13 protein-coding genes are annotated in these 12,726 nt (G+C 63.9%); 6 read left to right on the top strand and 7 right to left on the bottom strand.

The genetic code is table 11. The annotated features are described in order from the left end of the window. The first annotated feature begins 23 nt into the window (after positions 1-23). The 4 genes from AC1DX4_RS24605 (at position 24) to AC1DX4_RS24590 (ending at position 5,771) form a co-directional block, all read left to right on the top strand. Positions 24-1,139 carry an alkene reductase gene (locus AC1DX4_RS24605; protein WP_477222770.1) on the top strand — a complete coding sequence of 372 codons (1,116 nt, stop codon included), beginning with the start codon at positions 24-26 and terminating at the stop codon, positions 1,137-1,139. A gap of 230 nt (positions 1,140-1,369) precedes the next feature. Then, a complete protein-coding gene (locus AC1DX4_RS24600; RefSeq protein WP_477222769.1) occupies positions 1,370-3,346 on the top strand; it encodes a tetratricopeptide repeat protein in 1,977 nt (658 codons plus the stop codon). Then, on the top strand, positions 3,343-5,304 hold the full coding sequence (locus AC1DX4_RS24595) for a tetratricopeptide repeat protein (RefSeq protein WP_477222768.1): 1,962 nt from the start codon (positions 3,343-3,345) through the stop codon (positions 5,302-5,304). Before AC1DX4_RS24600 ends, AC1DX4_RS24595 begins: the two co-directional genes overlap by 4 nt. Then, complete coding sequence (locus AC1DX4_RS24590; RefSeq protein WP_477222767.1) at positions 5,301-5,771, top strand: DUF6314 family protein; 471 nt, start codon at positions 5,301-5,303, stop codon at positions 5,769-5,771. The genes AC1DX4_RS24595 and AC1DX4_RS24590 overlap by 4 nt, the downstream gene beginning before the upstream one ends. On the opposite strand, the gene AC1DX4_RS24585 is transcribed toward AC1DX4_RS24590, so the two are convergent. From AC1DX4_RS24585 to AC1DX4_RS24555, 7 genes are all read right to left on the bottom strand, one after another. Continuing rightward, positions 5,761-6,534, bottom strand: a complete 774-nt coding sequence (locus AC1DX4_RS24585; RefSeq protein ID WP_477222766.1) for an amino acid ABC transporter ATP-binding protein — start codon at positions 6,532-6,534, stop codon at positions 5,761-5,763. The two genes, AC1DX4_RS24590 and AC1DX4_RS24585, sit on opposite strands and share 11 nt — an antisense overlap. A gap of 26 nt (positions 6,535-6,560) precedes the next feature. Beyond that, a complete protein-coding gene (locus AC1DX4_RS24580) occupies positions 6,561-7,235 on the bottom strand; it encodes an amino acid ABC transporter permease (protein ID WP_477222765.1) in 675 nt (224 codons plus the stop codon). Next, the gene (locus AC1DX4_RS24575) at positions 7,232-7,903 is read right to left on the bottom strand and encodes an amino acid ABC transporter permease (protein WP_172226189.1); all 672 of its coding nucleotides are present in this window, start codon (positions 7,901-7,903) and stop codon (positions 7,232-7,234) included. The genes AC1DX4_RS24580 and AC1DX4_RS24575 overlap by 4 nt, the downstream gene beginning before the upstream one ends. A gap of 140 nt (positions 7,904-8,043) precedes the next feature. Continuing rightward, positions 8,044-8,832, bottom strand: a complete 789-nt coding sequence (locus AC1DX4_RS24570) for an ABC transporter substrate-binding protein (protein WP_477222764.1) — start codon at positions 8,830-8,832, stop codon at positions 8,044-8,046. Positions 8,833-8,931: 99 nt separating this feature from the next. Beyond that, entirely contained in the window at positions 8,932-10,092 is a 1,161-nt protein-coding gene (locus AC1DX4_RS24565; RefSeq protein WP_477222763.1) for a saccharopine dehydrogenase family protein, read from the bottom strand. Further along, the gene (locus AC1DX4_RS24560) at positions 10,089-10,589 is read right to left on the bottom strand and encodes an Lrp/AsnC family transcriptional regulator (protein WP_010910740.1); all 501 of its coding nucleotides are present in this window, start codon (positions 10,587-10,589) and stop codon (positions 10,089-10,091) included. Before AC1DX4_RS24560 ends, AC1DX4_RS24565 begins: the two co-directional genes overlap by 4 nt. A 166-nt stretch (positions 10,590-10,755) precedes the next feature. Continuing rightward, entirely contained in the window at positions 10,756-11,631 is an 876-nt protein-coding gene (locus tag AC1DX4_RS24555; RefSeq protein WP_477222762.1) for a LysR substrate-binding domain-containing protein, read from the bottom strand. A gap of 126 nt (positions 11,632-11,757) precedes the next feature. On the opposite strand from AC1DX4_RS24555, the gene AC1DX4_RS24550 reads away from it, so the two are divergent. Together AC1DX4_RS24550 and AC1DX4_RS24545 are read left to right on the top strand one after the other, a co-directional pair. Further along, complete coding sequence (locus AC1DX4_RS24550; protein WP_477222761.1) at positions 11,758-11,958, top strand: hypothetical protein; 201 nt, start codon at positions 11,758-11,760, stop codon at positions 11,956-11,958. Positions 11,959-11,973: 15 nt separating this feature from the next. Continuing rightward, complete coding sequence (locus tag AC1DX4_RS24545) at positions 11,974-12,723, top strand: sulfite exporter TauE/SafE family protein (RefSeq protein WP_477222760.1); 750 nt, start codon at positions 11,974-11,976, stop codon at positions 12,721-12,723. Positions 12,724-12,726: the final 3 nt, after the last annotated feature.

The following is a 12,726-nucleotide window of genomic DNA, read 5'->3' as shown; positions in this document are numbered from 1 at the left end:
AAAATGCATGAAAGGTATTTCTCATGGCTACCCTCTTTGATCCCCTGCGGGCTGGCGACCTGACGCTGGCGAACCGCATCGTCATGGCGCCGCTGACGCGCAACCGCTCGCCCAATGCGGTGCCCGGCGACCTCTCGGTGACCTATTACAGCCAGCGCGCCACGGCTGGTCTGATCGTGACCGAAGCCACCGCCATCAGCCATCAAGGCCAGGGCTACGCCAACGTGCCTGGCCTCTATGGCGCCGATCAGCTTGCCGGCTGGAAGCGCGTCACCGACGCCGTTCACAAGGGCGGCGGCAAGATCGTGGTCCAGCTCTGGCATGTCGGACGCATCTCGCACACGACGTTGCAGCCCGGCGGCGGCAAGCCGGTGGCGCCGTCGGCGATCCGGGCAAACTCCAAGACGTTCCTGGTCAAGCCGGATGGCAGCGGCGAGTTCGCCGAGACCTCCGAACCGCGCGCGCTCGATGCCGCCGAACTTCCCGGCATCGTCGATGACTTCCGCCGCGCCGCCAAGGCGGCGATCGAGGTGGCGGGTTTCGACGGCGTCGAGATCCATGGCGCCAATGGCTATCTCATCGACCAGTTCCTGCGCTCGGGCACCAATCATCGCACCGATGCGTATGGCGGCTCGATCGAGAACCGGACGCGCTTGCTGTTCGAGGTGGTCGACGCTGTCACGGGCGCCGTCGGCGCCGGCAGGACCGGGATCAGGCTGTCGCCGGTGACGCCCGCCAACGACGCTTCGGATGCCGACCCGCAGCCGCTGTTCAACCATGTCGTGGCGGGCCTGGGCAGCCGCGGCCTCGCCTATATCCATATCGTCGAAGGCGCGACCGGCGGCGCGCGTGACTTCAGCCAGGGCGACAGACCGTTCGACTACTCAGACCTCAAGGCCACCTATCGCAAGGCCGGCGGTACTGGCGCCTGGCTGGTGAACAATGGCTACGACAAGGAACTGGCCGAAAAGGCAGTCGGCGACGGTTACGCCGACCTTGTCGCGTTCGGCAAGCTGTTCATCGCCAATCCCGACCTCGTCAGCCGGCTGAAGCGGAACGCCGGACTGAACGCCCCCGACAAGGCGACGTTCTATGGCGGCGACGCCAAGGGCTATACGGATTATCCGACGGCGGCCTGAGCCGCCCATCCAAGGAGCCCACCCACAAGGCAGCCGGCTCCCTTCAATGGGAGCCGGTCTGCCATCGCGGTGATCCGCGGCCGGACTCAGTGGCCATGTCGCATGCGTTGCCGAGGCGGCGCCTGGCTGAACGGATTTCTTTGCGGCGGTGACTTGCGGCGATCAAGAATTTGCCTGATCAAGTCGGCAGAGGGCCAACAACCGGCAATTGTGCTTCAAAAACTGCTGACATGATGCTTCCCAGATTTCGGCGATCGATTGTAAAGGCGCTGCAGCCTCTCGCCGGTCTCGCCATCCTGCTGGCGCTCGGCGCTCCCGCCTTGGCCGGAGGCCTTGAGGATTGCGGCAATGACAAGCTCGACATCGCCAAGCGGATTGCTGCCTGCACGGGTGTCATCGAGGACAAGGCGACGACCCCCGGCAATCGGGCGCTAGCCTATTTCAACCGCGCCAATGCATCGGGCGATATGGGCGCCTACGACCTCGCCATCGGCGATTACACCGATGCGATCAGCCTTGATCCGAAAGACGCCGATGCCTTCAACAACCGTGGGCTGGCCTGGGGCCACAAGAATGACTACGACCGCGCCATATCAGACTACAGCCAGGCGATCAGCCTCAATCCGCAGCTCGCCGTTGCCTACTCGAACCGGGGCATGATCTGGAACGACATCAAGCGCGATTATGTCAAAGCCATCGCCGATCTCGACAAGGCGATCAGCCTCGACCCGGCAAACAGCACCGCCTACAACAACCGCGGCAATGCCTTTCTGCGCACAGGCGATTACGACAGCGCCGTCACCAGCTACAGCCAGGCGATCTTTCTCGATCCGCAGGACCCGGATCAGTATTTCAACCTCGGACTTGCCTGGTCGTATAAGCGCAATGACGAGCGCGCCATCGCCGACTTCAGCCAGGTGATCAGCCTCGACCCGAAACATGTCAATGCCTGGCATCGACGTGGTGGTGCCTGGGCCAGGATGGGCGATAACGATCGCGCCATCGCCGATTATGACGAGGCCATCAAGCTCGACCCCAAGGATTCCGAAACCTACAGCGATCGCGCATCCGTCTTCGCAAACAAGAAAGATTATGATCACGCTATCGCCGATTACGGCCAGGCCATCAGCCTCGATCCGAAAAATCCGTTTGCTTACAACAGGCGTGGCTCGACTTGGTCGGACAAGGGCGATCTCGATCGGGCTATCGCTGACTATGATCAGGCGATCCTCCTCGATCCGAACTATTTCATCGCCTACAACAATCGAGGTCTGGCCTGGTCGGACAAGGGTGATTTCGATCGTGCCATAGCCGACTACGACCAGGCGGTCATCAGGAACCCAAAATACGCGCAGGCTTACGACAACAGAGGCATGGCGAAGGCGGCCAAACGAAACTTCGATGGCGCCATCGCCGACTACAATCTGGCTATCCTCATCGATCCCAAATACGCCAGGGCCTTCAGGAACCGGGGCTGGGTCTGGGCTCGCAAGAGCCAATTCGATTACGCAATCGCCGACTACAACCAGGCGATCAGCCACGCCCCGAAATACACCAACGCCTACGCCGGCAGGGCCCGCGTCTGGCTGTACAAGGCGGACTATGATCGCGCCATGGCTGATCTCGATCAGGCGATCAGCCTCGATCCGAAAAGTGCCAGTGCCTACGACACGCGTGGTCTCGCCTTTGTCTACAAGGCTGAGTACGCCAAGGCCTTGGCCGACTACGGCGAAGCCATACGCCTCGATCCGAAATATGCCGACGCCTACGAGAGCCGAGGCATCGTCCGGTTCTATTTCGGCTCGTCTCCAGAGGCGCAGGCTGATTTCGAGCAGGCGGCCGGGCTGAAACCCGACAATGCCTATTATGCGATCTGGCTCGATCTGGCGCAGCGGCGCAACGGCCAGCCGAGCATCCTGCGCGACGCCAAGCTCGATATGACGAAATGGCCGGCGCCGCTGATCCGCATGCTGCTGGGTGATCAGACGCCTGAGATGGCATTGGCGGCCGCTGCCGACCCCGACGCGACGAAGAAGAACGAGCAGGTCTGCGAGGCGAATTTCTACATCGCGGAAATCCAGCGGCTGCAGCACCGCGACGATGAAGCGCTACGCCTCTATCGCCTTGCGCTGCGCGACTGCCCTCGGGACTTCATCGAAATCACGGCGGCGACCAACGCGATGCACGTCATGGGCAAGGCGCCGTGAAGTTCCATTGGCGCTCCGGTCTGGCCGCTGCGGCGGTGGTGTTTGCGCTCGGCACGGCGGCGACGGCCGCCGACAACGACCATGCCGACTGTGTCAATGAAGGGGTGGAGGCCGCCCGCAAGATTGCCGCCTGCACCGCGATCATCGAGGACAAGGCGGAAGCCGAGGACAACCGCGCCTCGGCCTATATCTACCGTGGCAATGCGCTTGCCGCGCAGGGCGACTACGACAGGGCGATCGCCGACTACGATCAGGTGATCGTCCTGCATCCCGATCTTGTCACCGCCTATCAAAATCGTGGCCTCACCTATGTGCGCAAGGGTGACTACGACAGTGCGACCACCAGCTTCGACCAGGCGATCTTCCTTGATCCGGAGAACGCCGAACTCTACTACAACCGTGGTGTCGTCTGGTCCTACAGGGGCAATGACGACCGGGCGCTCGCCGACTACGACATGACGGTCAAGCTCAATCCCAAGGATGCCAGGGCCTATCACAACCGTGGCCTGATCTGGTCGCACAAGGGCAATGACGACAAGGCGATCGCCGACTACAGCCAGGCCATCTCGCTGGATCCGAAAAATGCCAGCTCATACAACAACCGGGGCGATGCCTGGGACCGCAAGGGCGACGATATCAGGGCAATGGCCGACTACAACCAGGTGATCGGTCTCGATCCGAAAAGTGCCCATGCCTACTATCGTCGGGGCCTGATCTGGGCGCGAAAAGGCGATGACGATCGCGCCATTGCCGACTACGGCAAGGTCATCGAGCTCGATCCGAACGACGCCAGCATCTACTACAACAGAGGTGCGACGTGGCTGCGAAACCATGACAATGATCGCGCCATCGCCGACCTCGACCAGGCGATCCGCCTCGATGCCAAATTCGGCGATGCCTACTACAGCAGGGGCATCGCCTGGTACGGGAAGGGCGACTACGATCGTTCCGCCGCCGACTTCAGCACGCTCATCGTGCTCGATCCGGCAAACGCCAAGGCTTACCGCATGCGGGCCATCGCCGTGAACCAGACGGGCGACTACGACCGCGCTATCGCCGATAGCAGCCAGGCGATGGCGCTCGATCCCGACCAGGCCGTGGACTACTCCAATCGAGGCGAGGCGTGGTCGCACAAGGGCGATTTCGACCGCGCCATCAGCGATATGGACAAGGCGGTCAGCCTCGCCCCGAAAGACCCTTCCGCCTATTACGACCGGGGTGCGGCCTGGGGCAACAAAGGCGATTTCGACCGCGCCATCGCGGACTTCGACCGGGCGATCGAACTCAATCCGGAATTTGCCGATGCCTATTGCGACCGGGGCACGGCCTGGCTTCGTAAAGGCGATGTCGAGCGCGCGCTGGCGGACCTCGACCGGGCAGCCGTTCTCAATCCGAAAAACCCGAAAACCTATGGCAACCGGGGTATTGTCTGGGCGGCGAAGGGCGATGCGGGCCGCGCCATTGCCGATTATTCGCAGTCGATCAGTCTCTATCCGGACGACGTCGCTTCCTATCTGGGCCGGGGTATTCTCTATGTCTATTCCGACACGCCAGCCAAGGCACAGGCCGATTTCACCAAGGCCGCCACGCTGAAGCCCGACAATGCCTATGTCGCCATCTGGCTTGATATCGCCGAGCGGCACGCCGGCGGGCGCGGCCATTTGCTGAAGCAGGCCGGCAAGCTCGATCTGTCGAAATGGCCAGGACCTGTCGTCAGCATGTTTCTGGGTCGAAAGACCCCAGCCGCGGCACTTTCGGAAGCTGTCGCCCAGGACAAGGCCACGGGCGCCGGACAAGTCTGCGAGGCGAATTTCTACAGCGCCGAATTCAACCGGCTGCAGGCCCACGATGATGAAGCCCTGCGGCTCTATCGGCTCGCCGCCGCCACTTGTCCCAAGGGCTTTATCGAACAAGCCGGGGCCATTGCCGCTTTGCGTTCGTTGGGCAAGGCGCCGTGAGAGCGGTTCATCGCTTCAGCGACACGCACCGCGCTGTGGCATTTGATGCCGATGGCAAGGCCGGTGAGACAACGGCAGGCATCCTTGTCGGCGACTGGAAAGTCCGCCGCACCATGATCGATTTCCTGACCGGCGCGACCTACCGCTTCGCCGGCGACGTCGTGGTCACGGCTGATGCCTTCAGCGAGCATGGCATCATGCGGATCGGCTCCCGCGAAATGCCGGCAAGCCGGCGCTACCGGCTCGAGCCGGGCGAGGGTTCGATGCGCATCCTGCATGCCGATGGCCGCGACTTCATCGCGCTGGAGCCAAAGGCGGTGCAGACCGTGCGCCATCTCTGCGGCGCCGATCTCTATGTCGGGCGCTTCTTCTTTCGCGGGCCGGACGAATGGGCCGAGGCGTGGCGGGTCAAAGGCCCGCGCAAGAATTATGCGAGCCTGAGCAAATTTCGGCGCCTCAATGCCTGAGAATCTTGCTCAGAAACGCCCGGCTGCGGTCGGTTTTGGGGTGCGAGAAGAACTCGTCGGGGGTGCCGCTTTCGACGATGGCGCCGGCGTCCATGAACACCACGCGCTGGGCGACCTTGCGGGCAAAGCCCATCTCATGCGTCACCACCATCATGGTCATGCCTTCCTCGGCAACCGCGACCATGACGTCGAGCACTTCGGAAATCATCTCGGGGTCGAGGGCAGAGGTCGGCTCGTCGAACAGCATGATTTTCGGCCGCATGCCGAGGCAGCGGGCAATCGCCACGCGCTGCTGCTGGCCGCCGGAGAGCTGCGCCGGATAGGCGTTGACCTTGTCGGCCAGCCCGACCTTGGCCAGCAGTTCGCGGCCGGCCTTTTCAGCTTCAGTGCGTGGGATCTTGCGGACATGGATCGGGGCGAGCGTGACGTTTTCGAGCGCGGTCTTGTGCGGGTAGAGGTTGAACGACTGGAAAACGAAGCCGATTTCGGTGCGCAGTTGCGTCATGTTGGTGGCGGGGTCGCCGACACGTTGGCCGTCGACGATGAGATCGCCGTCCTTGATCGTCTCCAGGCCGTTGACGCAGCGGATCAGCGTGCTCTTGCCGGAGCCGCTGGGGCCGCAGACGACGACCACTTCGCGCGGCTCGACGCTCAGCGTGATGTCCTTCAGCACGTTGAGCGTGCCGAACCATTTGTTGACGCCGCGAAAGTCGATCATGCCGGTTTTGGTCGGACCTGATTTGGTCATGCCCGCTTTGGTCATGGTTGTTGGCCCTTTGGAGTTCGATGTCACAGCTGCACCTCGCCATGGGCCGCACCCATGCGGCGTTCGAGCCGGCGGGCGAGCATGATCAAGGGATAGCAGACGATGAAATAGCCGACGCCGACGAGGAAGAAGACCAGCAGGCCGTTTGGCACGCGCTGCACCACCAGCCAGCCGACGCGGGTAAGGTCGGTCAGCCCGATGGCCGAGACGACGGAAGAATCCTTGATCAGCAGCACATATTGGCCGACCAGCGGCGGCAGCACGATGCGCATCGCCTGCGGCAGCACCACCTGGCGCATGCGCTGCCAGCGCGACAGGCCGGATGCCAGCGCTGCCTCGACCTGGCCTGTCGGTACCGATCGGATGCCGGCGGCGACGATCTCGCAGATGAAGCAGGCGGCGAGATTGGTCAGCGCGATGATGCCGGCGGTGAAGGCGTCGAGCTCGATGCCGAACTCCGGCAGGATGAAGAAGATCAGGAAGATCTGCACCAGGAACGGCGTGCCGCGGATCAGGTCGACCCAGGCGCCGATGACGCTCGAGATCAGGCGGTTGCCGCCGGTGCGCAAGATGCCGAGGCCGAAGCCGAGCAAGGTGCCCAGCACCAGGCTGATCAGCGACAGCACCACCGTCATGCCGAGGCCGCGCAGTGCGAGGGGATAGGAGCCGGCGAGGCTGAGGAAATGTTGCCAGATCATGTCCGCGCCCCCGCTGTGCCGAGCCAGCGGCTGGACAGAACGGCCAGTCCCTTCAGGCAGTAGTAGAGCAGCAAATAGAAGGCTGCGATGGTGAGAAAGCCTTCCGCCGGCATGAAGCGGTCGGAGGCGAGCAACTGGCCGGCGCGCGTCAGTTCGGCAACCGAGATCAGCGACAGCAGGGCGGAGTCCTTGACCAGCACGATCGCCTGGCCGAGCAGCGGCGGGATCGTCACTTTGAAGGCTTGCGGCAGCACGACCAGCCGCATGCGCTGGACATAGGTCATGCCCGAGGCGACGCTGGCCTCAACCTGGCCGCGCGGGATCGACAGGATGCCGGCGCGGATGATTTCGGCGATGTAGGCGCCGCTGTTCAGCGACAAAGCGAGGATGCCGACGACGAGCTCAGGCAGGACGAAGCCGAGCCGAGGTAGGCCGAAATAGAGGAAATAGAGCTGCGCCAGCAAGGGCGTGGCGCGCACGGCGTCGATATAGGCCTTGGCCGGCGCGCGAAACAGCCAGCCACGCTGCAAATTCATGGCGCACAGCACGATGCCGACGACCAGCGCGCCGACAAAGGACAGCGCCGACAGCCATACGGTCGTGATCAGGCCCTGCCCAAACAGAGGCAGATATTCGACGATGGTGCGGAAACTGAAATTTTCGAGCATGGCCGCGCGGCGGTGAGAGGGAAGGGCGAGTAGCGAATAGCGAATAGCGAGTAGGGAAGTAGGGGGGCAGCGAAGCATGGCCGGAACGGCCATGCCCTATTCGCTACTCCCTATTCGCTACTCGCTATCTCGCTAATTCCTCAGTGATCCTTCTTCCAGGCGTCGGAATTCACCCAGTAGTCGAGGTTCTTCTGCAGACGGCCGTCGATGGTGACCTGGTTGAGGAACAGGTTCATCCAGACCAGCAGGTCGGGCTCGTCATAGCGGGTGGCGAAGGCAAGCGGCTCCTTCGACAGCAGGTCCGGCATGATGGTGAATGTGCCGGCCGGGTAGGCCGTCTGCTGGCCCTTGACCGCCGAGACGTCGTTGACGCCGCAATCGGCCTGGCCGTTGTTGACGGCGTCGAGCAGCAGCGGGCCGCCGCCCTTGTAGCTCTTGATGTCGGCATCGGGGAAGGCGGCCTTGGCTTCCTTCTCGCCGGTGGCGCCGAGCAGAACAGCGATCTTGGTGCCCTTGGCCTTGCAGTCCTCGGTGGTCTTGAACTTGCTGTCGGCCTTGGTGAAGACGGTGCTGCCCGTGTACATGTAGGGCGTGGTGAAGGCGACCTTCATGCCGCGCGCCAGCGTCGGCGTCATGTCGGCGACCAGCAGGTCGGCCTTGCCCGACAAGAGCGCCGGGATCAGCCCGTCCCAGTCGAAGTCGAGGAAGGTGATTTTCACACCCATTTCCTTGGCCATCAGCTCGGCGAGTTCCACCGAACTGCCGGTGCGTTCGCCATTGGCGCCGACCAGCGAGAAGGGCGGTCCCTGCGTCTGCACCGCGACGCGCAATTCGCCGCGCTTGGTGATCTCGTCGAGCGTTCCGGCGCTGGCACCGGCTGTGAGCCCGGCAAGGGCAAGTCCGGCGATGAAAAGTCTGGCAATCTTCATTTTGGTATTCCTCCCTGTTGTTGTTTGCCCGCGGAGTCCCTTGGGCTCTTTTTTGAGCGGCGGCGCCGTTTGCCGGCGGCAGCCACCGTTCGAAAATTCTCAGTCCCAGGCCACCGTCTCGATGACCTTGATGCCGCGCTTGGCCAGCGCATCGAAGAAGGGTCCGTCAGGCACATGCAGCAGCGGGTTCAAAAGGCCCGGTGTGGTGATCTCGCGCCGCGCCAGCATCTGCGCCACGATGCTGGCGGGATAGCCGACGCCGAGGCTCATACCGAACAGGCCCGAGCCCAGGTCGCGTTCGATGATCAAATCGGATGTCACCGTCTTGGCGCGGCCGCCTTCGAGGCCGGAAAAGACATTGCGCATCACGCAAAGGTCCTTTTCGCCGGGACCGTATTGCAATTGCGGGCCGAGCAGCCGGCCGAGGAATTCGCGCGGGCTGTTGGAGGTGCCGGGCACCTTGTCCTCGGAGAGGAAACCAAGCTCCTTCAGCGGCGCCCAGAACGCCGACCATCCCGGCCAGCGCAGCGTGTAGCGGCCTGAGCGGCGCAGCCCTTTTGCCGCGGGAAGCATCTCGACATAGTGCAGCGCGTCGCCATTGGGAAAGGCTTCAAGCCGGCCGAGGCCGGCGACCTCGATCTCATGGATGAAATGACTGTCGTGCTGGCGGGCGGCCGGCACGGCGACGCGTTTGCCGTCCTCGATCATGACGCTGTCGCGGTTCTGGCTGACCAGCACCATGTCGAAGTTCCAGCTCACCTTGTAGCAAAGCGGCTTCGCCATCGCCTTCGGTTCGGGGATGCCGCCGCAATAGGAATCGATCGTGGTGATGGTGTCGAACTGCCTTGCGGCGCGGGCGTAAAGCACGAGGTCGATGCCCGGGTCGAGCCCGCATTCGGTCATAACAGACACACCGGCCTGTTCGGCTTCCGGCGCCAGATCGGCGATGGCCTTGCTGTAATTGGTGGTGACCAGCGGCGTGCGGGTCGCGATCGCGGCTTCCACCGCTTCGCGCATCAATGGCTGCGGCAAGAGGTCGATGACGGCGTCGGCATCGGCCAGCACGCTGGCCAGAGCCGGGCCGATCGCGCCTTCAGGAACGACGAAGCGGACGCGGGCAAGGTCGGTCAGATCCGCCAGCCGGGCCGCGCCATCCGGTGCGGTGTCGACGCAGATCACCTCCTCGACACCGCTGGCGACGAGATCGGCGATTGCCGCCCGGCCTTGCAGGCCGAGGCCGCCGAGAACCGCGATCTTCATGCCGGCTCCTTGCGGTCGTCAGACCAGCAGCCTTCGGGAAGGCTGACCCATTTGTTGCAGGACGCCATGACGACGAAGGTCTCGCTGCGCACGACTTCGCCCGGCTCGCCGGCGCCCGGGATCAGCTCGCTGGTGACGCGGTAGAGGTCGGCGACGTCACCGGCCACCGTCACGTCGACGATGATGTCGAAGCGCCCGGTGACCACCGAAGCCGAGTTGACGAAAGGCAGTTCGGAAATGCGCTGCGCCAGTTCGCGGGCCCGGCCGCGCCCCTGGGCATTGATGCCGACAATGGCCGAGATCAGCTCGGGCCGCTCGGTCAGGTTCAACAGGCCGACGATCTTGAGCAGATTGCGGTCGAGCAGATTGCGCAGCCGCGAGCGCACCGTCGGCACCGAAATCGCCAGGATCTCGGCGAGGCGGTTGATGCCCGGCTGTGCGTCCTGCGACAGCTGTTTGACCAGCCGCCGATCGGTCAGATCGAGATGTTCCCGCAAAATGCCAGTCTTTCATAAAGAGAAAAAATATCGGCAATCTTTTTGCCAATATGAAAACAGGCTATGTCAAGGATTTCTAGAAAGCAAGGCGTTGTTTTCAGCAGAAATGGCAATCGTGCGCCGGCCGGCGCTAGGTTGCACCTGCCTTTCTGTTCGGCTGTCTGGCTCAAGCCAGCGTGGCGGCCAGCAGCTTTGCCTGTGGCGTCAGCTCTTCAAAACTGCGGGCGCAGAGGTTGAGCTGGCGGGTCGCCCAGTCGTCGCTGAGGCGCAGGCTGCGCAGTGTGCGCGCGGAGCGGCGCGCGGCACTTTCCGGCACGATGGCGATGCCCGCACCTTGCGCGACCAGCCGGCAGACATTGTCGAGCCCAGGCACGCGGATGCGGATGTGCAGGTGGCCGCCGAGCCTGGCGGCCTGGCGGGTGATGTGCTCCTGCAGCGCGTGGCCGAGGCTGAGGCCAACAAAGGATTCGCTCAGGATATCGGCGAGGTTGACGACGTGCAGGCCAGCAAGCCCCGGCCAGTCGCGAGCGGTGATCACCACCAGGCGGTCGACGAAGAACGGTCTCTGCTCGAGATGCGAAAGACCGGCCCAGGTCGCGGCAATGCCGAGGTCGGCGGCACCGCTGGCCACGGCCTCGGCGATCTCGTGGCTGGGGCGTTCGTCCAGATCGATGTCGATGCCGGGATGCGCGACCAGGAATGCCGGCAGGAGGTCGCGCAGCAGCTCGGCCGTGGCGGCGGTGTTGGCCATCAGCCGTACACGCGCCCGCAGGCCGCCGGCATAGGCGCCGAGGTCGCCGGCCATCGCCTCGATCTGGTTCTGCACGGCCCGCGCATGGTGCAGCAGCGCCTGGCCGGCCGCCGTCGGCACCACGCCACGGCGGCGGCGCTCCAGCAGCGGCGCGCCGAGCCGCTCCTCCATGCCCTTGATGCGGGCGCTCGCCGAGGCCAGCGCCAGCCCGGCAAGCTCGGCGCCATGGGTGATGCTGCCGCGCTCGGCCACCAGCAGGAACAGCCGGAGATCGGTAAGATCGAAGCGCATCTTTCTGCTCCTGCGGGCCGTGCGGCTTCGGCCACAGCCTTCGGCCAGGGCGAAGGCTGACAGCGCAACTTCCACATTGTGCGCGGGCCGCATGTCAGTCAAATCTTTTGCGATGGGAGATGTGCGATGAGCGAAAAAGGGACAGGCCGGCCCGGCCTTCTTGAAACCATGGCCATCGTGCTGGCGGTCGCCGTGGCTTTTCTTGCCATGGCGCAGGCGCAGCCCAGCTTGCCGGGATGTACGACAACGGCTTCGCTCAGCCATGAAGCCGCGCTGGCGAAACCCAACCCTGATGCCGATGCGACGGACATGCTGCTGCATGACTGATACCGTGGTGCGGTCATGCTGAGTGCCGGCATCATTGCCTGGATCGGTGCGGTCTTTCTGGCCGCCGGCTTCGTCAAGGGCGTCGTCGGCATGGGGCTGCCGACCGTGGCGATGGGATTGCTGGTGGTGACGATGCCGCCGGCTGAAGCCGCGGCCCTGCTGTTGATCCCATCGCTGGTCACCAATCTCTGGCAGTTGTTCACCGGCCCCTCCTTCGCCGGCCTCGTCAAGCGGCTGTGGACGATGATGGCCGGCATCATGCTAGGCACCGTCGCCGGGGCCGGGGTGCTCACCGGCACGCATACGGGCGCGGCCTCGGCAGGGCTCGGCGCAGCACTGGTGCTCTACGCCGTTCTCGGCCTGCTCAAGCTTGGCTTCACCACGCCGGCGCGCCACGAGGCGTGGGCCTCACCGCTGATCGGTGTGGCCACCGGGCTGGTCACCGGCGCCACCGGCGTCTTCGTCATCCCGGCGGTGCCCTATCTGCAATCGCTGCGGCTGGAGAAGGACGATCTCATCCAGGCGCTTGGCCTGTCCTTCACCGTCTCGACGGCGTCTCTTGCCATCGGCCTGTTCCGGACGGGCGCTTTTGTGTCGCCGACGGCGCAGCTTTCGGGGTCGATCATGGCGCTGGTGCCAGCGTTGGCCGGCATGTTCATCGGCCAGGCGCTGCGCCAGACGATGAGCGTCGAGACGTTTCGAAAAGTGTTCCTTGGCGGGCTGCTGGTGCTGGGGGCGTATCTGATGTTGGAGGCGCTGTGGTGAGGT

This window comes from Mesorhizobium sp. P3_A8, from assembly GCF_056402995.1.
The sequence above is the reverse complement of the archived record's forward strand: the minus strand, read 5'-3'. Positions and strand labels throughout refer to the sequence as shown.